Origin of the sequence: Sinorhizobium sp. 7-81 (genome assembly GCF_030124405.1) — a bacterium.
In the GTDB taxonomy this organism is placed as follows: domain Bacteria; phylum Pseudomonadota; class Alphaproteobacteria; order Rhizobiales; family Rhizobiaceae; genus Sinorhizobium; species Sinorhizobium psoraleae.
Genome location: NZ_JASKLT010000002.1, coordinates 547,346 through 572,720 on the forward strand (window position 1 = coordinate 547,346; position 25,375 = coordinate 572,720).

A 25,375-nucleotide genomic window follows, 5' to 3' on the forward strand; every position below is an offset into this window, starting at 1 on the left:
ATGAGGCTGATCTTTGTTTTCCTAATGGCACTTCCCGTTGTCGCGTTTCCGGACGCTGCGGCCGCCGGCGAAATCTGGGTCACCAACGAGAAGGACGACAACATCTCGGTGATAGACATCGCGACGCTCGAAGTCGTGCGCACCATTGCCACGGGTGAACGCCCGCGCGGTATCACATTCAATTCCGACCATTCGCGCGCCTATATCTGCGCATCCGACAGCGACGCGGTTGAGGTAATGGACGCCCGAACTGGCGAAATCCTTCATGAGCTTCCTTCGGGCGAGGATCCGGAGCAGTTCGTGCTGGCACCCGACGACAAGCACCTGTGGATCGCAAACGAAGACGACGCGGTGACGACGGTGGTCGACGTCGATACCCGCAACGTCGTTGCGCAGATCAATGTCGGCATCGAGCCCGAGGGCATGGCTGTTTCGCCAGACGGCAAGATCGTCGTAACGACTTCCGAGACGACAAACATGGCGCATTGGATCGATACGACGACAATGACGATTTTCGCAAATACGCTGGTTGACAGCCGGCCCCGCCATGCGGAGTTCACCGCGGACGGGCGCGAGCTTTGGGTATCCTCCGAGATCGGTGGCACGGTGACCGTCTTCGACGTCGCTACCCAGGCGGAGACGGGCAAGATCGCGTTCGGCATCGCCGGAATTAATGCAGACCTGATCCAGCCCGTCGGCTTTGAATTCGCGCCCGACGGCAAAACGGCTTTCGCCGCGCTCGGCCCATCAAACCACGTGGCCGTGATCGACATGAAGACATTGGCGGTCGAGGAATACATTCTCGTCGGCCGACGCGTCTGGCACATGGCCTTCTCGCCCGATCACAAGCAGCTTTTCACCACGAATGGTGTTTCCGGCGACGTCACGGTGATCGATGTGGCAGCGCGCGAACCGGTCAAGTCAATCAAGGTCGGCCGCTTTCCATGGGGGGCTGCTGCCCGCCCGTGACAGACAGGAAACCATCGGAAGGGGCGAGCATGAGCGGACTGGCGATCGATTCGATAAGCCATATGTGGGGGCAAGCGGGCACTCCAAGACGTGGGCTTCTCCGTTTGCCGCGGTGAGTTCTGCGCGCTGTTCCGGCCGAATGGCGCCGGCAAGTCGACGCTGTTCGGCCTTATGACACGGCTTTTTCACGCCGCCGATCTCGATCGCTGGCTATGATCTCGCGCGCGAACCGCCGGGCGCCCTTCGGCACATCGGCGTCGTCCTCCAACAGCGGACCATCGACCTCGATCTCACCGTCCGGCGCAATCTTCTTTTTTTCGCCGGCCTTTGCGGCCGCCGAGCCTCAAAGCTGCGGACCGCCAGGGTGATTTTTGCAACCGCTGAACCCTTGGAAATTGCACACCACACAGTCCCCGATCAATCAGTCCCTCGCACAGCGCTGATGATCCATGCACGCGAATCGAAAAACACACCTTCGGCAGTCATATGCGAGTCCAGCAAGTCACGCAGCCGCTGCTGTGGCTGGTCCGGTGGTTCATCCGTGCGCGCGAGCGCGTCCTTCACTAGATAGAGATCGGTGAGCGCATCAAAAGCGGCATCAACGTTTGGTCCGTAAAAGACCGGCTCTTGAATCTCGACAAAGTCGATTGAGGCGAAGCCGGCAGTGCTAAGAAGTTCTGTGGCGATGGCGGGATCGCCAAGTGAAAACGCCTTGCCGGCATCTTCTAAAATCGCGCGCCCCGGAGCCAACGCTTGCCTTATGGCGCCTGACCACTCATTGCGCTCCTGACTCTGCCACACCATCCACGCAAGACGCGCCCCCGAGCGCATTGCCCGGGCGATATTGGCAAATGCCGCCGCCGGATCAGCAAAGAACATTACTCCGAACCGGCTAATGCATAGGTCGAATCTGGCAGCCGGAAAGTTGTGGTGTTGCGCGTCGCCCAGCTCAAACACGACATTCCGAAGCCCTGCATCTTTGCAACGTTGCTGCGCAATCTTCAGCATCTCAGCAGAAGTATCCACCCCGATCACCTCCCCTTCCACCGCGACGCAGGCGGCCTCACGGGTGGTTTGGCCTGCACCGCAACCGACATCGAGCACTCGGTCGCGCATTCCGACGCTGGCAGCGGCCCGTAAATGCCGATTATGCCGCGACAGCTCTGCGTCGTAAAAATCAGCGCACTGCAGCCCCATGAGAAATCACCCTTTCTGTCCTGAAGCGTATCGACTATTAAACTGGTGTTATTTGAAAATCAGATGTGCAGAAACAAATTTGGTTTCAATTTGCAATCGGAAGGATCAAACAATGGCGCAAAGCGGTCGCAACGTCCGAATGCATTTTTGCCCGACTTGCGACTCGACCGTCTATTAAGGCCAATGGCTCCCCGTCCCGGATCGGGGTTGCGGTAGGTTCATTTGCCGACCCAGACTTCGCGCCGCCTGCCATCAGTGTTCGAACAGTCAAAACATAAGTGCGTTCAGCTTGGCGAAATGGTAGAGCATTTCCCAAGCCTTCCAACCGGCCAATACTAGCCTGAATCGCCGCGGTGGCAGCCGTGAGCGCACCGAACGTCGGTTTCCACCTGATCGATCTTTTGGACCGGGGCTAAAGCTGGTTGTCCGGATCTTTGACATAGACGGCGAGTATCTTGCCCCATCTCGCCGGTTCGCTCGCCAGTCCGTAGACGATTTCTCTAAGCGAAACTGTTTGCAAGGTCAGCTGTCCACGCAAGGGGGAAGTCTGTGTTGGGCACTGAAGGCCAGACTTTCGCGAAGAGTCTCGGGACCGTGATAAAGCTCCAGCGCTGCGTCCGATCAAACCCGCGGCGCTGTGGGCTCTTCTTGTGTCGCTCGCTCAATGGGAAAGTGCTGCCTTTATCCGCTCATCGGCCTTCTTCGGCAGTTTCACCGCCTTCACGGCTTCGACATTGGCCGGCACGTCGCCGACCTGGATCAATGCCACCATGCCCATGGAGAAGTGCGGCGAACACTTGATGCCGTAGAGGCCCGACACGGTGACGGTCATCACGTATTCTTCGTTGACCTTGCTTTTGAACTTGTCCACGCCGTCGGGCAGCATGCCTTTGATCGACTCGACATTGTGGCCTTTGTCCGCCGGTACGAAACGGATCGTGTCGCCGGGTGCGGCTTTCACGAAGGCCGGCTCGAAGACCATCGCCCCGCTCTCGCCCTTGTTCAACATCTTTATTTCGTGTTCTTCGGCGAAGGCCCCTGCGGCAATGAGCACGATCGCGGCCATGATACCCGTTCTTCTCAGCATTCATCTCTTCCTGCGGTTTTGAAACTGACAAAAGCAAATATCGAAAGGGCAGGGCGACGCAATGCGACCTTGGTGCCAATCGCGATGAGCATCGGATGCGAGGCGCAAACTCATCCCGCTCGGGCGATGAAGGCTTCGAGTACGTCAGGGTCAATCGGCTTGTAGATGATCTCTATCTCAGCCGCGGCGCAGGCCTCGCGCACGCTCGGCGTCCGGTCGGCGGTGATGATCCTTGCCGGCCGGTCGCCGTGACGCATCTTCAGAGCCATCAAGGTTTCGATGCCCGTCAGTCCGTCGCCGAGCTGTTGGTCGACCAGATAAAGATCGGGCACAATGCCCATCTCATCGACCAGTTCCAATGCCTCCTCGCCGCTCGCCACCTCCAGAACTGTGATGCGTCGTCGCTCCAGGAGCAGGCTTATCGCATGGCGCAGCTCCTCGTCGTTCTCGATGAGAAGTGCGATCCGATCGCCGCCGTCGCCTGACCATCCGTCCTCCACGGCGTCGCCACGATGGTAGCCGACGGCGGTGTGTGCGGCCGCCTGCTCCAGCTCGATCGCAAAACATGTGCCGCGGCCCGGCGTCGAGCGCAAAGCCAGTCGATGGTTGAGAAGCGCACAGGCGCGCTCGACGATGGCGAGGCCAAGTCCGAGGCCCTCGGAGGCGGATGCCGTGGCATTCAATCGGTGGAACTCGCGGAAGATCGCCCGCTGCTCCTCGGCGGGAATGCCGGGACCTGTGTCATGCACCTCGATGCGCACGCCGCCCGGTATGCGCCGCGGTCCCACGAGGACGCGGCCGGTGCGCGTGTAGCGGATCGCATTGCTGATCAGGTTTTGCAGGATCCGCCTCAGGTAGGCCGGATCGCTGTAAACCGTCAGCGTGCAAGGCAGCATGGCAAGTTTCAGACCCTTGCGCTCGGCCGTCGGCGCAAATTCGTCGGTGAGTTGGGCGATCAGCGGTGCAAGGCGCACAGGCGAAATCTCGACGACAGCCTCGTCCAGCCGCGAGATATCGAGCAGCGCTCCGAGGATCGCCTCGACGCTTGCTAGCGCCTTGTGGGCCTTGTCGAGTGTGCTGCCGGCGTGATCGTTCTCTGTCTCGTCGCGGGCCGAGGCTACGAAGAGCTTTGCGGCGGAGAGCGGCTGCAAGAGATCGTGGCTGGCGGCTGCGACGAAACGCGCGCGCGTGGAATTGGCCCGTTCCGCATCCGCCAGCGCGGCGCGCAAGTCTTCCGTACGGGCCGCCACCCGCGCCTCCAGAGAAGCGTTGGCGCGCTGCATCGCCTGGATCGCCTGCCGTTCGCGCGTCACGTCGCTGAACGACATCACGAAGCCTCGATCCGGCGTCTCCTCTGCAAACACGACGAGAATCATTCCCGAAGTGCGACGGATCTCCAGGAACAAGGGGGGCCGCGTTGTCGTTTGGGCTGCCCAGGCGGAAAGGGCCGAAGGAGCGAGGGCGCTGACCAGTTCGCTGTCGCGACGGATCCAGCGCTGCAGCGTGTCGAAGCCGATGCCAGTGCGCAGGACGGTCACCGGAATATCGAGCAGCAGGCGGAGCCGCTCGTTCCAGCCGACCAGCCGACCGCCCGCGTCGAAGATGCAAATTCCCTGGTTGATATGTTCCAGCGTCGCACGGATTAGGCGGGCCTGATCGTCCAGCATCCTGCCGCGTTCCGTCCGCTCCATGCGAATGATCTCGGTGACATCCGTCTGGAGCACGACCGTACCGCCGTTGGAGGTGGGCTGTTCGCTCACCTGCAGCCAGCGGTCGCCGACGAGCGCCACCTGGAACACGCTGCGCGCGTGATGGCGCTGCATCCTCGTTGCCATCCAGCCAGCCGGTGCCTCGCCCTCCGGTAGGGCCAGAAAGCTCGACCGGCTGCAGGCTTCGATATAATCCGCAAACGGCAGCCCGGGATGAAGCACGGCTCGCACGTCCTGAAGATCGCAGCAAAATCGGGAGTTGTACATCACCAGGATTTCGCCGGCATCGAAGAGGGCGAAACCTTCCTCCACCGCCTCGATGGCATCGGCCAGGTCGCGGCGAGCGCGCTCGGTCGCATGGTTGGCCTCAGCCAGCCGCGCATTCGTATCGTTGAGCACCTTCAGCGTCGCTTCGAGATCGGACGTGCGTTGCCGAACCCGCTCTTCCAGTTGGGCGGCGCGCTGGAACTGCTCATAGGCGATCCCGCGTTCGCCAGATGCCTGCTCGACCTGACGCATAAGCACTTCGGCGATGGTCAAAAGCTTCTCGGTGTTGCGTTCGGGATGGGCGTCGGGATCAATCAGCCAATCAGAGATGCGGGCCATTACGGAACCTTTTCGGGTAGCACAGTGCCTGGCGGATAGATGGCGACGCCGGTCATCGTCTGGTTCACGTGCATCGGTCCGAACTGCTCGCCATAGGTGCAGAAGCCAACAACGCCGTGGCGGCGCAAGAGCTCGGAGACGCGGCCAGCGATCTGCTTTTCCTCAGCCTCCAACCGGCGCAGGATGCAATCGAAGGCAAGGATCGCTGTCGGACGCTCGGGCAAGGAAAGGCGAGTGAGCTCGCGGTTGAGCTGACCGACCATGTCACCGGGTTCGGTGATCGTCAGCACCACGCCTTCGTCGATCGCCGAGAAGAAAACAAGGTCGCCGTTTTCCATGACCTGACGGATGGCGCGCACGTGATGTCGCATTCCCATGCGGACCGCGACCGGATGGGCGGCGAACGTAAAGGTGCTGAGCTGCTCGGGATCCATGTCGACGAGGCGCGCGTATTCTCGTGCGGCGGGCTCGGCGTTGATCTGGCGGACGATGCGGTGGCCGGGATCGGCCTCGGTGACCACCATGCGTTTTTCTGTCGGCACGAGGTGATCGAAATTGAAGACGCGGATCGGACACTCCGTGCGCACCAGCGCCAGCACGGCCGCGTTCTCTTTCACCCGGTGGCCCTCGAGCACGAAGGTCTGGGCAAAGCGTGTCCCGTCGCCGGCCGAGCCGCCGAGCATCGGTGTTGCTCCCATGCCAGCCGCAAGTGCCGAGGTCAGTTCGTCTTCCTTCTGCGAAAGCCCATCCACCAGGAGGATGGCAAACTCGTGTGCAAGCTCGGGATAGCGCTGAGCCATCGCCGTGCGCGTTCGGACAAGGGCGGCGGCGAGAGCGGGCGGGTCGAGCCGCATCAGGTCGGGGATCGTCAGCGTATCGACGCGGAAGTACTCTGCGGGCAGGGCAATCGCGACGATGGAGTCCTCGCTGTAGCCGGCGTCGGAAATCTCGCCTGCGGTGGTGCAGCCAACGATCGGGATGTCACCGAAGACCCGCACTGCCTCGCCGGGCAGATGCTCCAGGTCGCCCGCCGGCGAAACGAAAAGCATGATTAGCGAAAAAGGCCCCGGCCCCAGTTGCCGTGCCAGTGTCTCCAAGGCGTTCGGATCGCGCGCCGAAACGCTGCCGCGCGGGACAATCGCCTCGCACGCGAAGCCGCTCCCACCGAATATTCTCATTCCCTCTTCCTCCCGAAACTACAGTAAAACCGTAATCGGTCTGGAATCCAGTGAACTTTGGAGGGCCACCGCAGGTCGCGGGCGTCATTCCTCCGGCGTTAATGCCGTGAAGCGAGCCTCCTGTGCGAACAATACCGCCTGCATCCGCGTCTGGACGCCGAGTTTGCGCATGATCGCAGTGACATGCGCCTTCACCGTGGTTTCGGCGATGGAAAGCTCATAGGCGATCTGCTTGTTCATCAGGCCGGCGCAGACGAGCTGCAGGATCTTCGCCTGTTGGCGCGTCAGCAGCCCCAGCCTGGCAATTGCTTCGTCGGACAAGGAAGGGCTGCCCGGCTCCAGCGCCATCTGTGGCGCATAGATTTCGCCCCGAGCGATCGCCGCGAAGGCGGCACGAAACTCGTCTCGAACCGCATGCTTTGGCACGAAGCCATTGATCCCGGCCTTGAGCAAGGCCCGGATGATCTTCAATTCGTCCAGCGACGAGACAACGACGATTGGGACCCCGGGGACCGCCTGTCTCAGGCGGACGACGCCGTCGAGTCCATTGACGTCCGGCAGATTGAGATCGAGCACCACGACATCCGGCGGCGTATCGCCGTCAAGCCGTGCAAGGGCGGCGTCAAGCGTTCCTACGGAATCGGTGGATTCGATGCCGACAAGACCGGTCAATGTCATCGCCAGGGCATCACAGAACAAGGGGTGATCGTCCACGATCAGCGCCGATCGCAACTCGATGGGCTTAAGTAGAGGCGGCACCGCCAGGTTCGGACGCGGTCCATGGAAGGAGTTGCGGATGATGATCATGTGCGAGCGCTCCGCATTATTCTGCCGTAGTCACGGCGTTCGAGGGCCGGGCTGCCAAAGCCCGGCCCTTGTGCCTATTGTGCCAAAGCCAACTGTTTTGGCAAACGGAAGGTCCACACCATTCCACCCTGGTTGAGGTAATTGACCTTCTTGGCGACTTCGCCGCCCCAGAGCGGAACGGCACCGCCCCAGCCGGAAATGACCGACACATATTGCTCTCCGTCCTGCTCCCAGGTGACGGGCTGGCCGACGACCCCGGAACCGGTCTGGAACGTCCAGAGGACCTCGCCGGTCTCATCGTCGAGAGCCTTGAACTCACCCTCGGGCGTCCCGACGAAGACAAGGCCGCCTGCCGTTGCCATCACCCCGCCCCAGAGCGGAGCGCTATTTTTGTATTCCCACTTGATCTCACCGCTGTCGGGGTCGATCGCTTTCAGCGAGCCTATATAGTCCTCGAAAAGCGGCTTGATGGTGAAGCCGGCACCGAGATAGGCCGCGCCCTTTTTATAGGAGATCGGCTCGTTCCAGATGTCCATGCCCCATTCGTTCGAGGGCACATAGAAAAGCTCGGTCTTCTGGCTGTAGGCCATCGGCATCCAGTTCTTGCCACCGAGGAACGATGGGACCGCGAAGACCTGCTGACCCTTACCGCCGTCGGCCGCCGCAGTGGGATCTCCAGGACGGTTTTCCTCCACATAAATCGGACGACCGTTCTTATCGATGCCCTTGGCCCAGGTTATGTTCTTGACGAAGGGATAGGCGGTGACGAACTTCCCGTCCTCGCGATCGAGAATATAGAAGAAGCCGTTTCGGTCGGCGGTTGCGAACCGCTTCTTGCCATCCTTGGAGACGAAGGGAACGACCTCGTTGACGCCGTCAAAGTCCCATCCTTCCCGAGGCGTTGTCTGGAAGTGCCACTTGATCTCGCCATTCTCGGGATTGATGCCGAGGCGGCTCGCGGCATAGAGATTGTCGCCCTTGTTACCCTCGACCGGCTTGCCGGCACCACGCAGGTGGCTGTTCCAGGGGGCGGGGTTGCCGGCGCCGAAGACAAGCGTGTCGGTATCGGCGTCGTAGGAACCACCGAGCCAGGTGGCACCGCCGCCGGTCTTCCAAATGTCGCCGGGCCAGGTCGCGTTCAGCGTCCCGGTCATGGTGCTTTCCTTGCCCTTGTAGGTGCCCATGTGCCCTTCTATGACGGGCCGAGTCCAGACAAGCTCGCCTGTCTTGGCGTCGCGCGCCTGCACCTCGCCGACGACGCCGAACTCGCCGCCGGAATTGCCGGTAATGACGAGGCCGTTCACGATCAGCGGCGCGGCGGTGTAGCTGTAGCCCTCCTTGTAATTGGCGATCTTCTTGTTCCAGACCACATCGCCCGTCTTGCGGTTCAGTGCGACGAGGCGGGCGTCGAGCGTTCCGAAGTAGATATTGTCGCCATAGATTGCAGCACCCCGGTTCACCACGTCGCAGCAGGGAAGGATGCCTTCCGGTAGGCGGGCGTCGAACTGCCAGAGCTCCTTACCGGTCTTGATATCGATGGCGAAAAGGCGGCTGTAGGAGGCGGTGATATACATGATCCCGTCATAGACGATCGGCTGGCTTTCCTGCCCCCGCTGTTTTTCGCCGCCGAGGCTGAATGCCCAAGCGGGCACAAGGTTCTTGACGTTGGTCTTGTTGAGCGTCTCGAGCGGGGAGAAGCGCTGCAGACCCCTCCCCATGCCGTTCGTCAGCACATCGCCGACCGTAGTGGCGTCCTTGGCGAGGTCTTCCTCCGTCACCTCCGCCTGGGCCAGTCCCGCCAGTGACAGGACCGTCACGGCAGCCAGCATCAATCTGTTCATATCGATCTCCTTCCCTCGCAATCGGTCGCGTAAGCCGCAACCGTCTAGCGGCATCGATCATCCTCCCACGACAAAGCCGTGGGCTATTGCACCTTGGTCGTAGTGTCGGCGGCCCTTGTGGCTCCGCGCGTTACCCATGGCGGGCCCGATGTCGATTGTCCCTAGGTCGTATTGCGGAGATCTGCGCGGTCGTTACCATTTGCTTACGGAAGTAGGTTCGATCTCAGAAGGCGACCAGCCAAGAGCTTTTCGTTACGGCTTCGGGTAAGGAGTGCGTTACCAGCCAATGACGGTCTGCGATCGGCAACTTTCGTCAAGGAAACGATTTGCCAATCCCCGGCGACGGCGCCGCCGGGTCTTGCTGGTGCGGGAGAAAGCCGTTCCGGCCTTTCACCCAAGCAGCGCTCTTTGCGAGCAAAGCTTGTTTCGTGTTCGATCCAGATGCAAGGGCGCCTGCAAATGCGGGAGCGAGCACACCAATCGGACGAATGGAGGAAACATGTCCTGGCATAAACCAAAATTCATCGAAGTCAGCTGCGCGATGGAAATCACCCGCTACGCTCCTGCGGACGGAGATGAGCCCATCCTCTTCTGACGCTCCGCCGCACGATGGTCGGCTCACAACGCGTCTCGGGATAGACCAGTGAATGAAGCGTCCGATCTTCGTCTTGTCGTCTTGGGGGCCGCCGCCGGCGGCGGTCTCCCGCAATGGAATTGCGGCTGTTTGAATTGCACGATGGCGCGCGATCCTGCCTCGGCCGTCAGGCCGCAGACCCAATCGTCGCTGGCCGTCAGCCTCGACGGCGAGGCCTGGGCCGTCTTCGGCGTTTCGCCCGAAAGCGCCGACCGGATCGGCGGCTACAGCGGCGGATATGAAAGAAAGATCGCGGTCGCGGGCTGGGTGGCGGATGCCGGGATCCCGCTGACGCTCAATGCCGTCTGCCACAAGCAGAACATGGGCGAGATCGAGGCCATGATTGAACTGGCGATACGGCTGAAGGCGCGCCGTATCGAAGTCGCAACGGTGCAGTTTCACGGCTGGGCCGAGCGCAACAAGGCGGCGCTCATGCCGACGCGCGAACAGGTCGAACAGGCGACGCAAACGGTCGCGGCGGCGCGCGAAAGATATCAGGGCATCTTGGTGATCGACTATGTGCCGGCTGACTACTACTCCAGCTATCCAAAGGGCCTGCATGGGCGGCTGGGGCCGTGTCGGCCTGAACGTCACGCCTTCGGGGCGTGCCGTGGAAACGATCCCGAGCCTATCTTTCGAGAATGTGCGCGAAGGCGCGCTCGCCACGATCTGGTACGAGAGCGACGCGTTCAACGCCCATCGCGGCGAGGACTGGATGCCGGACCTGTGCCGGAGCTGCGAGCGAAAGAAGCTGGACTTCGGCGGCTGCCGTTGCCAGGGCATGGCGCTTGCCGGCGACGCCAGCGCAACCGATCCGGTTCGTATCCGCTCGCCGCTTCGCGATCGCCTGACGCGGGACACGGAACGGCTTTCGGCGATGTCGTCGGCCACGTTGAGCTACCGCGGACGGTAGAGCCACTCAGGCCTGGTATAGGCACCTGTTTCGCCGCCGGCAAAGGTGCTGGCCCGTCGGCAAACCAAGCGAACATAACCGCCAGAACGACTACGGCATATGCCATATGCCTTGGACCGCGAGCGGGCGAAAGCCGCGTCTTGCCCTTGCGACTCTCAGCTCTCCTTGTTGGAAGACACTCGCATCTTGGTGTCGCGGCACGGTTTAGCCCGGCTGACACCATCGACTTTTGACATAACGCAAATTTGGAAAGGTGACTTTTCCGCACGCACAACCGCTCGCGGCGGTTTGAGTTCCAGCAACCACAGCAACTGCGTGCCTCCTGCGGGTGGCAGCGCCTACTGCTCCCGTGCTGCATAGAGGCAGCGAATGACCTCGCTGGCGAACGTCTGCATCCGCGCCCTCACCGGCTCCGTGCGTTCGCGCTCCGCAAGGTCCAGATAACAATCGAGCAGGAATTCGCAAAGCGGGACAATACGACCGGTCACGTTCTTCGGAACGTGCTGCAAGAGAAGCGTTTCCGCGGGTGGCACCACTCTCAGAGCGCTTGCCCGCTCCAGCGCCTCGTTCGCGAAGCCGCGCAATCGCTCCGCACGCTCACCAAATGCCGGCGCTGGGACGTGAGACAACAGTTCCGAAAGCCGCTCTTCGAATGCCGGCAAGTCGCCCTTCATGGAGTCGGAATCGGCGCGGCGCATTTCATGAAATGCCATCCGCCGCTCGCGGCGCAGCGTCGCCACGTGGCTGAGTTCCTCCCTTGCCATTCGTTCGGCCGCCTGTCTGATTTCATCGGAAGGTGCATGCGCCGCCGCATAGGTCCAAAACACAAAGGCTCGTTCCTCGTTGCGCACGGCAATGGAGAAGGCGCGGTACGAGGTCAGTAGCTCGGGAGCAACAACGCCCGCTCCTTCGTCGTCGAAGAGCGGCTTGGCCAGGGTGATGGGCTCCGGCGTCCTGTCACCGAGCCATTGGTCCACCTTGCCAATGTGTCCCCTTTCTTCCGCGATTAGACGCTCGAAGACCGCGGCAAGATCGGGGCGGTTTTCGGCCCGCATGCGGGCTGCGAGCGAAACGTAGCCGTCGATCGCCTCTTGTTCCATGGCCCACGCGAAGGCGAGCAATTCGTCCATCGACGCCATTGCCCATGGTTCCGTCTTCTTCTCCGGCATCTTCTGCTCTCCCGGCTGGCGCGCGAAACGATTCCTCTAACAGGGGCAGACTGGCCCGAGACGAATTGGATGGGGTTGATTTGGCGCAAAGAAGTTCCTTCTCGGTCATGTCAGATGGACGCGATGCAGTGGGCGCCTACGGCCCAGAAATCGATGTGCCAGACAGCGATCAGTCAAATGTATTTCCAAAGCCTTGTCCGCGGTCTCACCGTTTTCTGCATCGCGTTGTTCGTTGCCTTTCCAAGCATGGCCGCCGGCCAGCTGTCTGCCCAGCTTCAGAAGGTGCAGCCCGGGGAAATCTTCCCTGGCGCCACCCGTTTCGGCGAGGCGACGGGGGACCCTCCGATCGCGCCCATCTTTCACGGCGACGAGTTGTTGGGATACGCCTTCCTCAACTCCGACGTTACGAGTTCGGTCGGTTATTCCGGCAAGCCCATCCATATCGTCGTCGGCATTGATCCCAAGGGTATCGTACGCGGGCTGAAACTCATCGAGCACAAGGAGCCGATCGTCCTCATCGGCATTCCGGAGGCCAAGGTTGTTGCTTCGGTCAATTCATTGATCGGCAAAGATCTGGGGCGCGTCTCGGCGGGTGCCGAACGGCCGCCGCAGGTCGATATCGTCAGCGGCGCAACCGTGACCGTCCTCGTCATGGGCGACAGCATCGTCCGCTCCGCTCTCAAGCTCATCCGCAGCAACAGGCTCGGCGCGGACATCGCCGCCGCGTCCGGACCTTCCTCCGAGATCCGCAGGGTGGATCTTCACAAAAGCGACCTCAGCGATTGGCAGACGCTCGTCGGCGACGGTTCGATCAGAAGCCTCCGGCTGACGGTCGGAGAGGTCTCGGGCGCATTCCGGCAGGCGGGGCAAGCAAGCCCGGCCGCGCACCCGGAGACACGCAAGCCAAGCGACAGGTTCATCGACCTTTACATCGCACCGGTCAGCGTCCCGAGCATTGGAAGGTCGCTCCTGGGCGAAGCGCGCTATGAGCAGATGCGCGCCAAACTCAAACCCGGTGAAGAAGCGATCGTCGTGGCGGGGGACGGAGCCTATTCATTCAAGGGATCAGGTTACGTTCGAGGCGGCATCTTCGACCGCATCGAGCTTCTCCAGGATGGCCAGGGCCTGCGGTTCCGCGACCGCAATCACACGCGGCTCCCCGCACTTGCCGCCGCAGGGGCTCCGCATCTTCGCGAAATTGCGCTTTTCGTGGTTCCGGCCGAGTTCGGCTTCGATGTGACGGCTCCCTGGGAACTGCAACTGCTGGTCCAGCGCAGTTCGGTGGGGCGCGAAAAGGCGGTGCTTCCCTATAATCTCGGCTACACGCTCCCCGATGCCTACGTGAAGTTCGAAGCTGCACCGGCACCGCCCCCGCAAGCGGAGCCAGGTGCCGTCGAGCAGATCGCGCCTGACGATCCGCTTGCGGCAAGCGCGCCACTTTGGATGAAGATGTGGGATATGAACCGCATATCGGTCGCGATCGCGATTGCAGCGGTGCCTGTCCTCACCCTCATCTTCTTCTTTCAGGACTGGCTCGTGAAACGACCGGTGTTGTTCGGGTGGGTGAGGCGTGGCTATCTCACCTTCACGCTCGTGTGGCTCGGCTGGTACGCCAACGCGCAACTCTCCGTCGTCAACGTCCTGACATTCTTCAACTCGCTCGTGACCGGCTTCCAGTGGGAGTTCTTTCTCTCTGCCCCCTTGGTCTTTCTCCTGTGGGCAAGCGTTGCCGCCGCGTTACTTTTCTGGGGGCGCGGTCCTTTCTGCGGATGGCTGTGCCCGTTCGGCGCCTTGCAGGAATTGACCAACAATATTGCCCGGTGGCGGAAAGTGCCGCAGGTCCGCGTGCCCTGGGGACTGCATGAACGTCTCTGGCCGATCAAGTACATCATTTTCCTCGGCCTGTTCGGGCTGTCGCTCTATTCGCTCGCGCTTGCTGAAATGTTCTCGGAAGTGGAACCGTTCAAGACGGCCATCATTCTCAAATTCGCGCGCGAATGGCCCTTCGTCATCTTTGCACTGACCCTGCTCGCCGCCGGGCTGTTCATCGAACGGTTCTATTGCCGCTACCTTTGCCCGCTGGGCGCCGCTCTCGCGATTCCTGGGCGAATCCGCATGTTCGAGTGGCTGAAGCGGTGGCCGGAATGCGGCTCGCCCTGCCAGCGATGCACGAAAGAATGCCCCGTCCAATCGATCCACCCGGAGGGCGGCATCAATGTCAACGAGTGCATCTACTGCATGCACTGCCAGGAGCTTTACCACGACGATCAGCGCTGTCCGCACATGATCCAGGTGCGGCTGAAACGCGAGAAGTTCATGGCGCTTTCCACCCCGGCTTCGCGGGGGGAGGCGCCGGCGAAGACCGCCGTGACCCACAAGGGTGTCCCGATCAGGAGACATGAGAAGGCACCGGAAAATCCCGTCTGACGCCAACATCCAAGGAGAGGCACAATGTCAAACGAAGAAACCAAAATGCGTCTGAACAGACGACAAATGCTGGGCACGTCCGCGTTTGTGGCGGCCGCCGGCGCAATGGGCGCCGGTGGCGCGCTGACGCTCTCGGGTGGCACGGCAACGCCGGCAAAGGCGCAGGAAGCATCCGGCTCCAGCTACGAAGTGAAGCCGGGTGAGCTCGATGAATACTACGTCTTCTTCTCATCGGGGCAGACAGGCGAAGTCCGCGTCGTCGGCGCACCATCAATGCGTGAAATGATGCGGATCCCCGTCTTCAACCGGTGCAGCGCCACGGGCTGGGGCCAGACGAATGAAAGCCGAAAGATCCTGACCGAAGGGCTGCTTCCCGAGACCGTGGAGTTCCTGAAGGAGCAGGGCGGCCTCTATCTCAATGGCGATCTTCACCACCCGCATCCTTCGTTCACCGACGGGACCTATGACGGGCGCTATCTCTTCGCCAACGACAAGGCGAATACACGCATTTGCCGCATCCGGCTCGACGTGATGAAGTGCGACAAGATCATCCAGCTTCCCAACCAGCACACTGTTCACGGCATGCGGGTTCAGAAGTATCCGAAAACCGGATACGTCTTCTGCAACGGCGAGGATCGCGTGCCGATCCCGAACGACGGCAAGGTTCTGGACGATCATAAGCAGTACAGCGCGATTTTCACCGCGGTCGACGGCGAAACCATGAAGGTCGCGTGGCAAGTCATGGTCGACGGCAACCTCGACAACGTCGATGCCGACTATCAGGGCAAGTATTGCTTTGCCACCTGCTACAACTCCGAAGAGGGCGTCAACCTCGCGGAGATGATGGCCAGCGAGCAGGACTGGGTCGTCGTGTTCGATCTCAAGCGGATCGAGGAAGCGGTCGCCAAGGGCGACTACAAGGAAATGGGCGGTGTGCCTGTTCTCGATGGTCGCAAGGGCTCACCCTACACGCGCTATATCCCGGTTTCGAACAGCCCGCACGGCATCAACACGGCACCTGACGGGATCCACGTCGTCGCGAACGGCAAGCTGTCTCCGACCGTGACCGTCTTCGACGTGCGCAAGTTTGATGACCTGTTCGAGGACAAGATCAAGCCGCGCGACACGGTCGTTGCTGAACCAGAACTTGGCCTCGGCCCATTGCACACCGCTTACGATGGCAAGGGCAACGCCTATACGACGCTGTTCATCGACAGCCAGGTCTGCAAATGGAATATCGAGGACGCCAAGCGTGCCTATGCGGGTGAGAAGGTTGATCCCATTCGCCAGAAGCTCGATGTCCACTACCAACCTGGCCACAACCACACGTCCATGGGGCAGACCAAGGACGCCGACGGCAAGTGGCTGATCTCGCTGAACAAGTTCTCCAAGGACCGTTACCTGAACGTCGGCCCTCTGAAACCGGAAAACGATCAGCTGATCGACATTTCGGGGGAAGAAATGGTCATCGTCCACGACAACCCGACCTTTGCCGAGCCGCATGACGCGACGATCGTGCATGCCTCCAAGATCAACCCCGTGCACGTCTGGAACCGCGAGGATCCCTTCTTCTCGGACGCGGTAGCCCAGGCAAAGGCGGACAACATCGATCTCATGGTCGATTCGGAAGTCATTCGAGACGGCAACAAGGTGCGCGTCTATATGACGTCCTCCGCTCCGGCCTTCGGCCTGGAAACCTTCACCGTGAAGCAGGGCGATGAGGTCACCGTCTATGTGACCAACATCGACGAGGTCGAAGACCTGACCCACGGTTTCGCCATCGTCAATTACGGCGTCAACATGGAAGTGGCTCCACAGGCGACCGCTTCTGTCACCTTCAAGGCCAGCAAGCCAGGCGTCTACTGGTATTATTGCTCGTGGTTCTGCCACGCCATGCATATGGAAATGAAGGGACGCATGTTCGTCGAACCTACGGCAGCATGATGAGCTTGCGAGCCCTGACATTGCGAATCGGGACGGCGGCTATAATGGCCGCCTTACCGGTGCTCGCGCGTGCGGAAAGCCGTTCCGTTGCACCGGACGAGGGGCGGCCCCTCCAAACGGTGATCGATGCGGCGACACCCGGCGACGTAATCACGTTGCAGGCCGGGGAACACATGGGGCCCGTCACGATCGACAAAGCCTTGTCGCTCGTAGGACAGGGGCGCGCATCGGTCGTCGGGAATGGCAAGGGCAGCGTCATCACGATCACCGCGGAGGGCGTTACGATTCGCCGCCTGCAGGTGAGCGGTTCCGGTATTGATCTTACAAAGCTCGATTCGGGGATCTTTGCTGCAAAGACCGCCAAGCGCGCCGTGATCGAGGACAACACGATTACCGGCAATCTCTTTGGGGTGTATCTTCACGGAGCATCAGAAAGCATCGTCAGGGGAAATCGCATTGCCGGCCTGCAGGAAGGCCGCCTGAGTGAAGCAGGGAATGGCGTCACGGTATGGAATGCGCCAGGCTCGATGGTTCTCGACAACGATATCAGCTTCGGGCGCGACGGAATCTCGACCAACGCGAGCAGGCGGAATGTCTTCAGCGGAAATCGCTTCCGCGACCTGCGTTTCGGGGTTCACTACATGTACACAAACGACAGCGAGATCAGCAACAACGTGTCGACCGGCAATGCCGTCGGCTATGCGATCATGTTTTCCAACCGCCTGAAAATAAAAGGCAATCGCTCGGATGGGGATCGCGACCACGGTCTGCTGCTGAACTACGCGAACGGTTCCGAAATCACCGGCAATGTCGTCGTCGGTCGCCTGCAACCGACCGAGCGCTGGCTAACGGCAGGAGCCCGATCCAGCGAACACGGCATGCCCAAGACAGAGGAGGGGAGCGCGGTCGCCGACGGAAACCGCCGTCTTGGACCGGAAAAATGCGTCTTCATCTACAACGCCAACAAAAATCGCTTCCGGGACAACGTGTTCGAGGGGTGCGCGATCGGCATTCACTTCACGGCAGGATCGGAAGGCAACGGCATCAGTGGCAACGCGTTCATAAACAATCGCAACCAGGTCAAATATGTCGGAACGCGTCACCTCGATTGGTCGGCGGACGGCAGAGGCAACTACTGGAGCGACAATCCGGCATTCGATCTCAACGGGGACGGGGTCGGAGACAGTCCCTATAGGCCCAACGATCTCATCGACAGGGTGCTTTGGACTTCGCCCCAGGCCAAACTTCTGACGAGCAGCCCCGCCGTTCAGGTCATCCGCTGGGCCCAGGCGCAGTTTCCGGCGATTCTGCCAGGAGGTGTCGTCGACAGCCATCCGCTGATGCTTCCGACCCAACGCAAGGAAGCTACACAATGAATGAGACCGTCCAGGTTTCAGGCATAGCCAAGCGCTATGGGAAGTCGACCGTCGTCCGGGACGTATCCTTCACGCTCCGCGCGGGAGAGACGGTCGCGCTCGTCGGGCATAACGGCGCCGGCAAGACGACGCTCATCAAGCTGATGCTCGGCTTGATCCGGCCCACGGCGGGCACAGTGCGTGTCCTCGGCGAGAATCCTGCCACTGGCGACTTCGCGGTGCGTCAACGCCTCGGCTACCTGCCGGAAAGCGTGTCGTTCAACATGGCACTATCTGGACGCGAGACCTTGCGCTTCTATGCGCGACTAAAGCGCGTCGATGCTACCGCCGCAGAGGAACTCTTCGAGCGCGTAGGTCTCGCAGCGGAAGCCGTTGACCGGCCTGTCCGGACCTATTCGAAGGGCATGCGGCAGCGCCTCGGGCTCGCTCAAGCTTTGCTCGGAGCGCCACGGATCCTGCTGCTCGACGAACCGACCAGCGGGCTCGACCCGGCGCTCAGGAGGAACTTCTACGATCTGATCGCGGAGTTGCAAGAGAAGGGCACCACGGTATTGCTCTCGTCGCATGCGCTGACGGAGCTCGAAGGACGCACGGATCGCGTCATCATCCTCAACAACGGCGTGGCGATTGCGGACGGCACGCTCGACGATTTACGTCGCATCGCGCAACTGCCCACACGCATCAGCGTCAACCTTTCGCAAATCGACGCAGCACCTCGATGGGCGAATGATGGCATGAACTGGCGCCGGAGTGCGGACGGTGTCCTCGACGCGGAAATATTGCCCGATCGGAAAATCCGCTTGCTGCACGACATCACCGCAGATGCGGCGCTGATCTCCGGTTTGACGATCACCGAGCCGACGCTCGATGACCTCTACGCCCATTTTCTCAAAGCCCAGGTGATGAAATGAGAAATGTTCTGACGATCGCCGGGAAGGAGATACAGGAAGGCACCCGCAACCGTTGGGTCCTGGCAACGACGCTGCTGATGGCGGCACTTGCCTTGACGTTGACGTTTCTTGGAAGCGCGCCGACCGGCACGGTCGGCGTCAACAGGCTCGATGTCGTCATCGTCAGCCTCTCAAGTCTCACGATCTTCCTCGTGCCCCTGATCGCGCTCCTTCTTTCCCATGACGCCATTGTCGGGGAGATGGAGCGGGGGACGATGCTTCTTCTTCTGAGCTATCCCATCGGACGTCGCGAGATCGTCTTCGGCAAGTTCCTCGGTCACCTGGCGATACTCGCCTTCGCGACGCTATTCGGCTACGGCGTGGCCGCCATAGCCTTGATGGCGACAGGAAGCCAGATCGGACCGGAAAGCTGGCGCGCCTTCGCATCGATGATAGCATCCTCGATCCTGCTGGGCGCAGTGTTCGCCGCAATCGGATACCTGACGAGTTCCTTGGCGAGCGAGCGGACCACGGCCGGCGGCATCGCGATCGGGATCTGGCTGTTCTTCGTACTGATCTACGATATGGCGCTGCTCGGCGGCCTGGTTGCCGCTCAAGGGCAAACAATACCGAGGGCCGTTCTCAACGCACTCCTGCTCGCCAATCCCACCGATGTCTATCGGCTGCTGAATCTCGGTTCCGGCGGTGCGAGTGCGCTTTCTGCCATGGGGGGTGTGGCCGACCACACGGGCCTTTCCTCATCGGTTCTGCTCGCCGCTCTCGGGCTCTGGGCGCTTGCTCCGCTCGGTTTCGCCACGGTGAACTTCTCAAGGAGGGAATTATGAGGCTGGCGCTTACTGCGGCAATGCTGACCACAATGTTTCTCCTCGGTGGTTGTGAAAAGGAGGAGGCGAAAACGCCCGCTCCATACGCGCTTACGGCCGATGCCATGGGGCGCTATTGCGGCATGAACGTCCTCGAACATCCCGGGCCGAAGGGGCAGGTCATCCTCCGGGACATTCCTGAGCCGATCTGGTTCTCCTCGGCGCGCGACACCGTGGCATTCAGCATGCTGCCGGAGGAGCCGAAGGACATTGCCGCGATCTATGTTTCCGACATGGGCGCTGCAAAGAGCTGGGAAGATCCTGGTGCCGAGAATTGGATCGACGCGAAGAAGGCGTTCTACGTCATCCGCAGCAGCGTGAAGAGCGGCATGGGTGCCGAGGAAGCAGTGCCGTTCCTCGATGAAGGCGCCGCGAGGAATTTTGCCGCGAAGAACGGCGGGCAGGTGACAGGATTTACCGAAATTCCGAGGGACTACGTGCTGGGGACCGATGCTCCCGATCGGGACGCGGGTTTGGAAATCGACAGCCATGGCGGGGGGCAAACTCATGGATAATCCGATTACGCGCCGCCGGGCTGTCTGCATCATGGCCGCCGCTGCCGGACTTCCATTGCTGGGACCCGGCACGCAAGCGAGGGCCGCTGCCCCCGTGGTCACCTGGAAGGGCCAGGCCTTGGGAGCGCCGGCGACAATAATTTTGCACGTAGATGACGAGGCACAAGCCGCCCGTCTGATCGACCGCGTTATCGCGGAGGTTTCGCGGCTCGAGAGCGTGTTCAGCCTCTACCGGAGCGACTCGGTCCTCTCGGAGCTGAACCGGGCGGGAGCAATTGCTGCTCCGCCTTCGGATCTGGTGCGCCTGCTTGAGGCGTGCCGCAAATACTGGAAGGCGACGAATGGCGCCTTCGACCCCACCGTCCAGCCGCTGTGGGCGCTTTACGCAAGGCATTTCTCCGTAGAGGGTCCCGATCCCGCGGGCCCGCCCGATGACGAGAAGGTGCAGGCGTTGGCGCGGGTCGGCTTCGACAAGGTCAGGCTCGGCCGCGACCGCGTGGTGTTCATCCGGCCAGGAATGGCCCTGACGCTAAACGGCGTCGCGCAAGGCTACATAACCGACCGCGTCGTCGAGTTGCTCAAGGACGCGGGCATCGCAAACAGCCTCGTCAGCATGGGGGAGATGCGCGCAATCGGAGCGCAGGGCGACGGCAACCCATGGCGGGTCGGTCTTGCGTCAAGGGAAGATGCGCCGGCACCGGACAGCAAGGCCGTCGCCACGTCGAGCCAGGACGGCTTGCTTTTCGGCGGCTCCGGCCGCTACGGCCACATTATCGATCCGCACAGCGGGGGAGCGCCGAAACTCTTCAAGAGGGTCAGTGTCATAGCTCCGACGGCGACGGAGGCGGATGCTTTCTCAACTGCGTTCAGCCTGATGGACATGTCCAGCATTCGCCTCATGGGCGAACGACACCCTGATCTTACCGTTGACCTCGTTTCCAACGCGGGTGAACGCACCCGCTTCGGGTAGGCAGCGTCCTTTGCGCGCCTGATAAGACGAGCGGCGCTGTAGGATCAGGGCCGCACGCCTTTGCCAAGAATGGTCATTTCTTCGCTCGCGATCCGATCCGGCTGTCCAGGATAGCCCGCCACACCCGCTTTCCGAGCTTTACGCTGAGGCGGCACGTGCCGGCATCCTCGGCCTCCCGAGGCCGCAACCTCGATGCCGGCCGTAGAGAACTTGCTGAACAATCTCAGCTCGGACATGCGGCTCGTGCGCGAAATCCTGCAGCGCCTTGAGGATGGCGGGCAGCAGTCGGGGCAGCTCAGGCGATAAAAATCCCGCAGGGGCGAGGTTGATCAGGGGTTAGGCGACAACTGCGGCATTAAGTGGCGCAAGTGACGTGCTGGATCGCGTTACCGAATATGCGACCTGAACTTCTCGCTTCTTGTTGCCGCCCATGACTTGCAACATGCGCGGCAGTCACGTCGAGTCTCGGCACGTCGAATTGTCACGCGCGTCGGCTGCACTGGACTGAGCGCTTCCCTTCGATCGCTGACGATGCGCGGCGGCTACAGACGGTCGACGACAGCGCCGGCGGCCCAAACGCGTGTCGAACATGGATCGACCCTTGTCATCGAGCACAATTGCCTCGCCATCGAGGATGCCTGGTTACAGCAAGTGCCGGGGGCCTCCCCACCGGCTGGCCTAGATGATGACTTGCTCTCCCAACTCGACGACACGATTTGGAGGCAGATGGAAGTACTCGGTTGGATCAATCGCCGAGTCGGCCATAACGATGAAGAGCTTGTCCTGCCACTGGGGCAGTCCTGATTGGGAGTCTGCTATCAGCTTGCGCCGGCCGAGATAGAAGGACGTCGACATGATCTCGAACTTGAGCCCTTCCTTTCGGCAGCGCGCCAGGGCCCTTGAGACATTCTGATCGTCCATGAAGCCGAATCTCAGCTCCAGTAGGCTGAACCGGTCCGAGAGCTTTGTAATTGTGTAGCGGTCCTTCTCAGGCACGTACGGAACCCTGGCGGTTTTGATGGTCAGAATGACATTGTGCTGGTGCAGCACATGATTGTGCTTGATGTTGTGCAACAGAACAGCCGGAGTCGTGTCGGGCGTGGCCGTCAGGAAGATAGCTGTTCCGGGCACGTCGACAGGAGCATGCTCAGACTTTCGTTCGACCATGGCTATGAACTGGCTGAGCGGAATGTCCTGGCGGGCCGTCTTTTCACGCAGCAGTCTGACACCCTTGCGCCAGGTCCACATCATCGTAATCAAGGTGCCGGCAATGAGGATGGGCACGTAACCCCCATGGTGAACCTTGAACAAGTTGGCGCCAAGAAAGACCAGTTCGAGGCTGAACAATGGAAGCAGGACGGCTATTGCTGTCAACGCGGGCCAAGCCCATTGGCGGCGGACGAATTCGAAGGCGAGGATAGTATCAATCACCATCGCGCCGGTGATCGATACGCCGTATGCGGGGGCAAGGGCTTCGGAACTACCGAACAACAGCATGAGGGCCAGCACGCCAATCAGCAGAATGCTGTTGACCAAAGGCAGGTAGATCTGACCTGTCTGCGTTTCCGAGGTGTAGCAGATCTCGAACCTTGGCAGGAAGCCGAGGTGGATCGCTTGCCTTATGAGCGAGAACGCTCCGGTGATCACGGACTGGCTGGCGATGATCGTTGCGGCAGTGGCAAGGATCACCATCGGCAACAGGGCCCAGTTCGGGAACATTAAGAAAAACGGGTTGGAGAGAGCATCAGGATGGGACAACACCAGGGCGCCCTGTCCGAGGTAGTTCAACGCAAGAGCCGGAAACACCACGGCAAACCAAGCCGTCTGGATGGGGAGGCGTCCGAAATGGCCTAGATCGGCATAAAGCGCCTCGGCTCCGGTCACCGTGAGGAAGATGGCGCCGAGCACGATAAAGCCTACGAGACCGGCATTCCATAAGAAGGCAACCGCATTGAGCGGGTTGAATGCGGATAGAATTGCCAAGTCGTCGCCTATATGCGCAACGCCGGCAGCCGCCATGACGAGAAACCAAATTAGAGTGATTGGGCCGAAGAATATCGAGACGGCCCCGGTACCACGGGATTGCACGGCGAAAAGCAACACGATTATCGCGACGGAGATCGGAAGGACATAATCGTGAAGCGCCGGCGTCACGAGTTTCAATCCCTCGACGGCCGAGAGCACCGACAGCGCTGGCGTGATCATCGCGTCACCGATGAACAGGGCGGCACCGAGAACGCCGGCAAAAAACATCACGATAGGATACTTGGTTCCCCTCTTCATCAACAGGGCGAGCAGGGACAAGGTGCCTCCCTCACCATCGTTATCGGCACGAAGCAGAAAGAGCACGTACTTGATGGTAACGATGGCTGTGAGCGTCCAGATCACGAGCGAGACGAGGCCGATGACCTCGTCTCGCCCGACCCCACCTGGTCCAATGGACGCAGTGCCTCACGGAAGGCGTAGAGAGGACTGGTCCCGATATCACCGTAGACCACGCCGATTGCCCCAATGGTCAGCGCCAGAAACCGCGGCAGATTGTTCGCATGTGCCGGTACGTGGTCGAGGGAGTCGGCCAATGTGTTCTCCGAGTGTTGATCGGGCGACGTGCTGATGCAGTTGAAGACATAGATACCGCCCGTTCGAGAGTCGAGCCACCGAACTAACTGAACCGCGTTCTTATTTGTTCCTGCTTAAAGAACACCGGAACGATGAATCCATCCGGTGAACACGGCGTATAACCGTCGGCATTTTCCCGAGTAGAGGCATTGCGCTTGATTTCACCTGTGCCGTCTCTAACTCTCTAGGGGTAGCGACGTTCGAAGCGGTTCCCTTGGATGGAACAGGGCGAATGAGCCCCAGCTACATGATGAATACGTCGCGATCGGAGCTGCAGCGGACCGATCCATCTGCAGCTCTATTGCCGTTTGGGCGCGACGAGTTGCCGTCACCACCATCGTCGTTCGGCCAATCCTTGCCAAATCATCACCGAGCGCTTCTTTCGCCTGCTGGCCGCTCAGTCGGGTCAATAGCTGCTGAAGCAACTGGTGCACGGTGACTCCGCTAGCCGCGCGCTCGCTTCTGGCGCACCAAGAAAAGGAAGCGACTTATCGCTTGACGGTCATGCCTGGGGATCGGCGCTGGCCCATTACCCGCATGTGCACATCATCGTGCCCGGCGGGGGCTGTCGCCGGATGCCACCCGCTGGATCGCATGTCGCCCCGGCTTCTTCCTGCCCGCAAAAGTTCTGTCGCGTTCGCCCATCTCGCGATTAAGCCCGTGCACGATGATATGCTGAACTCACGAATTGTCGAGGCGCGAACCTGCCAGGACACCATATCCCACGGCTTGGATCAGCTTGACGCCTATGTCGCGTATTCGAGCTTGGCTCCAAAGCCCCTTCATGGCTCATCGGTACGTCGAGCCACAAGATCGTGAAGCTGCCGTCCGAGTACGCCGTCGCAATCGGCAAGGTCCAGGACGATGTTCATGTGGTTGAGGCCAGGAACCGGGAGCAGTTTGGCGCATTCATCCTGTGCACGCAGCCGCTCGCATAGCCCGGTCGCCTGATCCTGGAACGGCGCCGTCTCATCCGCTCCATAGGCGATGATGCGCGACGGGCAGGGGTGTTGCGAGCTGGTGAGAGGCGACCATGCGGCCGCCTCCATCGGTGTCATCTCCGCTTCGTGTCGAAGGAAGCTGTCCGGTATCCCCGACAGGTCGTAGATGCCGCTTAGGAGCAGCAAGCCTTGAAGCGTCGGCAGGGAGGGCGGGTAGGCTTCCTCAGGCCCAGTTGCGGCGAGGAAGGAGGCGAGGTGCGCGCCTGCCGAATGACCGCTGACGGTCAGCCGCGCAGGATCTGCTCCGAAATCCCTGGCATGGGCCTGAAGCCAGAGCACCGATCGCCGAACCTGATCCACCAGCACGTCCAGGCGTTTGCCAGGCATCAGGTCGTATTCGACCAAGGCAGCAATGCCGCCGGCCGCAAGAACCGGTGCGGCGACGAAACGATAGTTGGCCTTTTCGCCGGAGCGCCAATATCCGCCGTGAACGAACACGTGCAGGGGCGCGCCGGCCCGCGGGCGTTCCGGCAAGATGACGTCCAGGACCTCCCGGGCGCCCGGGCCGTACGCTATGTCTGCCCGCACGTCCGCGCGCGCCGAAAGGGCACGACTGCGTTCGGCGAACTCTGCGGCGATGGTGTCGAAATCGGGCACGAAGTCGCGAATGAGGTAAAGGTCCTGTGCTGTCATCGTCTG

Annotated in this window: 18 protein-coding genes and 4 pseudogenes; 13 read left to right on the forward strand and 9 right to left on the reverse strand. The window is 61.1% G+C overall.

Annotated features, from left to right (window positions below; genetic code table 11):
• Complete coding sequence (locus tag QN224_RS09800; protein WP_283976492.1) at window positions 1-969, forward strand: YVTN family beta-propeller repeat protein; 969 nt, start codon at window positions 1-3, stop codon at window positions 967-969.
• Between the two features lie 90 nt (window positions 970-1,059).
• Window positions 1,060-1,185: an ATP-binding cassette domain-containing protein gene (locus tag QN224_RS09805; protein WP_283976493.1), complete on the forward strand. Its 126-nt coding sequence runs from the start codon at window positions 1,060-1,062 to the stop codon at window positions 1,183-1,185.
• Between the two features lie 201 nt (window positions 1,186-1,386).
• Here the strand turns inward: QN224_RS09805 and QN224_RS09810 are convergent, their stop codons facing one another.
• On the reverse strand, window positions 1,387-2,166 hold the full coding sequence (locus QN224_RS09810) for a class I SAM-dependent methyltransferase (RefSeq protein WP_283976494.1): 780 nt from the start codon (window positions 2,164-2,166) through the stop codon (window positions 1,387-1,389).
• A gap of 115 nt (window positions 2,167-2,281) precedes the next feature.
• Between QN224_RS09810 and QN224_RS09815 the strand changes: the two are divergent.
• A pseudogene (locus QN224_RS09815) lies at window positions 2,282-2,505 on the forward strand (GFA family protein); the annotation flags it as partial.
• 322 nt (window positions 2,506-2,827) lie between these two features.
• Here the strand turns inward: QN224_RS09815 and QN224_RS09820 are convergent.
• From QN224_RS09820 to QN224_RS09840, 5 genes are all read right to left on the reverse strand, one after another.
• The gene (locus tag QN224_RS09820) at window positions 2,828-3,253 is read right to left on the reverse strand and encodes a pseudoazurin (protein ID WP_173511990.1); all 426 of its coding nucleotides are present in this window, start codon (window positions 3,251-3,253) and stop codon (window positions 2,828-2,830) included.
• 110 nt (window positions 3,254-3,363) lie between these two features.
• Window positions 3,364-5,568, reverse strand: coding sequence for a PAS-domain containing protein (locus QN224_RS09825; RefSeq protein WP_283976495.1), 2,205 nt, complete (start codon window positions 5,566-5,568; stop codon window positions 3,364-3,366).
• Complete coding sequence (locus QN224_RS09830) at window positions 5,568-6,746, reverse strand: FIST N-terminal domain-containing protein (protein WP_283976496.1); 1,179 nt, start codon at window positions 6,744-6,746, stop codon at window positions 5,568-5,570. Before QN224_RS09830 ends, QN224_RS09825 begins: the two co-directional genes overlap by 1 nt.
• Window positions 6,747-6,830: 84 nt before the next feature.
• Window positions 6,831-7,553 (reverse strand): response regulator transcription factor, encoded by a 723-nt coding sequence (locus QN224_RS09835; RefSeq protein WP_283976497.1) that lies wholly within the window; start codon window positions 7,551-7,553, stop codon window positions 6,831-6,833.
• Between the two features lie 74 nt (window positions 7,554-7,627).
• Window positions 7,628-9,394, reverse strand: coding sequence for a PQQ-dependent methanol/ethanol family dehydrogenase (locus QN224_RS09840; RefSeq protein WP_283976498.1), 1,767 nt, complete (start codon window positions 9,392-9,394; stop codon window positions 7,628-7,630).
• 499 nt (window positions 9,395-9,893) lie between these two features.
• On the opposite strand from QN224_RS09840, the gene pqqA reads away from it, so the two are divergent.
• Both pqqA and QN224_RS09850 read left to right on the forward strand, forming a co-directional pair.
• On the forward strand, window positions 9,894-9,989 hold the full coding sequence (gene pqqA, locus QN224_RS09845) for a pyrroloquinoline quinone precursor peptide PqqA (protein WP_026187092.1): 96 nt from the start codon (window positions 9,894-9,896) through the stop codon (window positions 9,987-9,989).
• Between the two features lie 48 nt (window positions 9,990-10,037).
• Window positions 10,038-10,941, forward strand: a pseudogene (locus QN224_RS09850) (hypothetical protein).
• A 338-nt stretch (window positions 10,942-11,279) separates the two neighbouring features.
• Here the strand turns inward: QN224_RS09850 and QN224_RS09855 are convergent.
• A complete protein-coding gene (locus QN224_RS09855) occupies window positions 11,280-12,110 on the reverse strand; it encodes a ferritin family protein (protein ID WP_283976499.1) in 831 nt (276 codons plus the stop codon).
• A gap of 153 nt (window positions 12,111-12,263) precedes the next feature.
• On the opposite strand from QN224_RS09855, the gene QN224_RS09860 reads away from it, so the two are divergent.
• The 7 genes from QN224_RS09860 to QN224_RS09890 are packed head-to-tail and all read left to right on the forward strand — an operon-like array spanning window position 12,264 to window position 21,116.
• Complete coding sequence (locus QN224_RS09860) at window positions 12,264-14,537, forward strand: regulatory protein NosR (protein WP_283976917.1); 2,274 nt, start codon at window positions 12,264-12,266, stop codon at window positions 14,535-14,537.
• Between the two features lie 24 nt (window positions 14,538-14,561).
• Entirely contained in the window at window positions 14,562-16,481 is a 1,920-nt protein-coding gene (nosZ, locus tag QN224_RS09865; protein ID WP_283976500.1) for a TAT-dependent nitrous-oxide reductase, read from the forward strand.
• 44 nt (window positions 16,482-16,525) lie between these two features.
• The gene (locus QN224_RS09870) at window positions 16,526-17,857 is read left to right on the forward strand and encodes a nitrous oxide reductase family maturation protein NosD (protein WP_283976501.1); all 1,332 of its coding nucleotides are present in this window, start codon (window positions 16,526-16,528) and stop codon (window positions 17,855-17,857) included.
• Window positions 17,854-18,768 carry an ABC transporter ATP-binding protein gene (locus tag QN224_RS09875; RefSeq protein ID WP_283976502.1) on the forward strand — a complete coding sequence of 305 codons (915 nt, stop codon included), beginning with the start codon at window positions 17,854-17,856 and terminating at the stop codon, window positions 18,766-18,768. Before QN224_RS09870 ends, QN224_RS09875 begins: the two co-directional genes overlap by 4 nt.
• Window positions 18,765-19,592 (forward strand): ABC transporter permease, encoded by an 828-nt coding sequence (locus tag QN224_RS09880; protein WP_283976503.1) that lies wholly within the window; start codon window positions 18,765-18,767, stop codon window positions 19,590-19,592. Before QN224_RS09875 ends, QN224_RS09880 begins: the two co-directional genes overlap by 4 nt.
• Before the next feature lie 20 nt (window positions 19,593-19,612).
• Window positions 19,613-20,146 carry a nitrous oxide reductase accessory protein NosL gene (locus QN224_RS09885; RefSeq protein ID WP_283976918.1) on the forward strand — a complete coding sequence of 178 codons (534 nt, stop codon included), beginning with the start codon at window positions 19,613-19,615 and terminating at the stop codon, window positions 20,144-20,146.
• Complete coding sequence (locus tag QN224_RS09890) at window positions 20,139-21,116, forward strand: FAD:protein FMN transferase (RefSeq protein WP_283976504.1); 978 nt, start codon at window positions 20,139-20,141, stop codon at window positions 21,114-21,116. The genes QN224_RS09885 and QN224_RS09890 overlap by 8 nt, the downstream gene beginning before the upstream one ends.
• A 678-nt stretch (window positions 21,117-21,794) precedes the next feature.
• Here QN224_RS09890 and QN224_RS09895 read toward each other — a convergent pair.
• Window positions 21,795-23,695 (reverse strand): annotated as a pseudogene (locus QN224_RS09895) (potassium transporter Kup).
• Window positions 23,696-24,238: 543 nt separating this feature from the next.
• On the opposite strand from QN224_RS09895, the pseudogene QN224_RS09900 reads away from it, so the two are divergent.
• A pseudogene (locus tag QN224_RS09900) lies at window positions 24,239-24,372 on the forward strand (transposase); the annotation flags it as partial.
• A gap of 145 nt (window positions 24,373-24,517) precedes the next feature.
• Here QN224_RS09900 and QN224_RS09905 read toward each other — a convergent pair.
• Window positions 24,518-25,369, reverse strand: a complete 852-nt coding sequence (locus QN224_RS09905; RefSeq protein ID WP_283976505.1) for an alpha/beta hydrolase — start codon at window positions 25,367-25,369, stop codon at window positions 24,518-24,520.
• Window positions 25,370-25,375: the final 6 nt, after the last annotated feature.

Excerpts from the sequence above, each read along its gene's own strand:
- QN224_RS09800 (WP_283976492.1), top strand. The coding sequence starts at position 1 with ATGAGGCTGATCTTTGTTTTCCTAATGGCACTTCCCGTTGTCGCGTTT.
- QN224_RS09810 (WP_283976494.1), bottom strand. The coding sequence starts at position 2,166 with ATGGGGCTGCAGTGCGCTGATTTTTACGACGCAGAGCTGTCGCGGCAT.
- QN224_RS09820 (WP_173511990.1), bottom strand. The coding sequence starts at position 3,253 with ATGCTGAGAAGAACGGGTATCATGGCCGCGATCGTGCTCATTGCCGCA.
- QN224_RS09825 (WP_283976495.1), bottom strand. The coding sequence starts at position 5,568 with ATGGCCCGCATCTCTGATTGGCTGATTGATCCCGACGCCCATCCCGAA.
- QN224_RS09830 (WP_283976496.1), bottom strand. The coding sequence starts at position 6,746 with ATGAGAATATTCGGTGGGAGCGGCTTCGCGTGCGAGGCGATTGTCCCG.
- QN224_RS09835 (WP_283976497.1), bottom strand. The coding sequence starts at position 7,553 with ATGATCATCATCCGCAACTCCTTCCATGGACCGCGTCCGAACCTGGCG.
- QN224_RS09840 (WP_283976498.1), bottom strand. The coding sequence starts at position 9,394 with ATGAACAGATTGATGCTGGCTGCCGTGACGGTCCTGTCACTGGCGGGA.
- pqqA (WP_026187092.1), top strand. The coding sequence starts at position 9,894 with ATGTCCTGGCATAAACCAAAATTCATCGAAGTCAGCTGCGCGATGGAA.
- QN224_RS09855 (WP_283976499.1), bottom strand. The coding sequence starts at position 12,110 with ATGCCGGAGAAGAAGACGGAACCATGGGCAATGGCGTCGATGGACGAA.
- QN224_RS09860 (WP_283976917.1), top strand. The coding sequence starts at position 12,264 with ATGTGCCAGACAGCGATCAGTCAAATGTATTTCCAAAGCCTTGTCCGC.
- nosZ (WP_283976500.1), top strand. The coding sequence starts at position 14,562 with ATGTCAAACGAAGAAACCAAAATGCGTCTGAACAGACGACAAATGCTG.
- QN224_RS09870 (WP_283976501.1), top strand. The coding sequence starts at position 16,526 with ATGGCCGCCTTACCGGTGCTCGCGCGTGCGGAAAGCCGTTCCGTTGCA.
- QN224_RS09875 (WP_283976502.1), top strand. The coding sequence starts at position 17,854 with ATGAATGAGACCGTCCAGGTTTCAGGCATAGCCAAGCGCTATGGGAAG.
- QN224_RS09880 (WP_283976503.1), top strand. The coding sequence starts at position 18,765 with ATGAGAAATGTTCTGACGATCGCCGGGAAGGAGATACAGGAAGGCACC.
- QN224_RS09885 (WP_283976918.1), top strand. The coding sequence starts at position 19,613 with ATGCTGACCACAATGTTTCTCCTCGGTGGTTGTGAAAAGGAGGAGGCG.
- QN224_RS09890 (WP_283976504.1), top strand. The coding sequence starts at position 20,139 with ATGGATAATCCGATTACGCGCCGCCGGGCTGTCTGCATCATGGCCGCC.
- QN224_RS09905 (WP_283976505.1), bottom strand. The coding sequence starts at position 25,369 with ATGACAGCACAGGACCTTTACCTCATTCGCGACTTCGTGCCCGATTTC.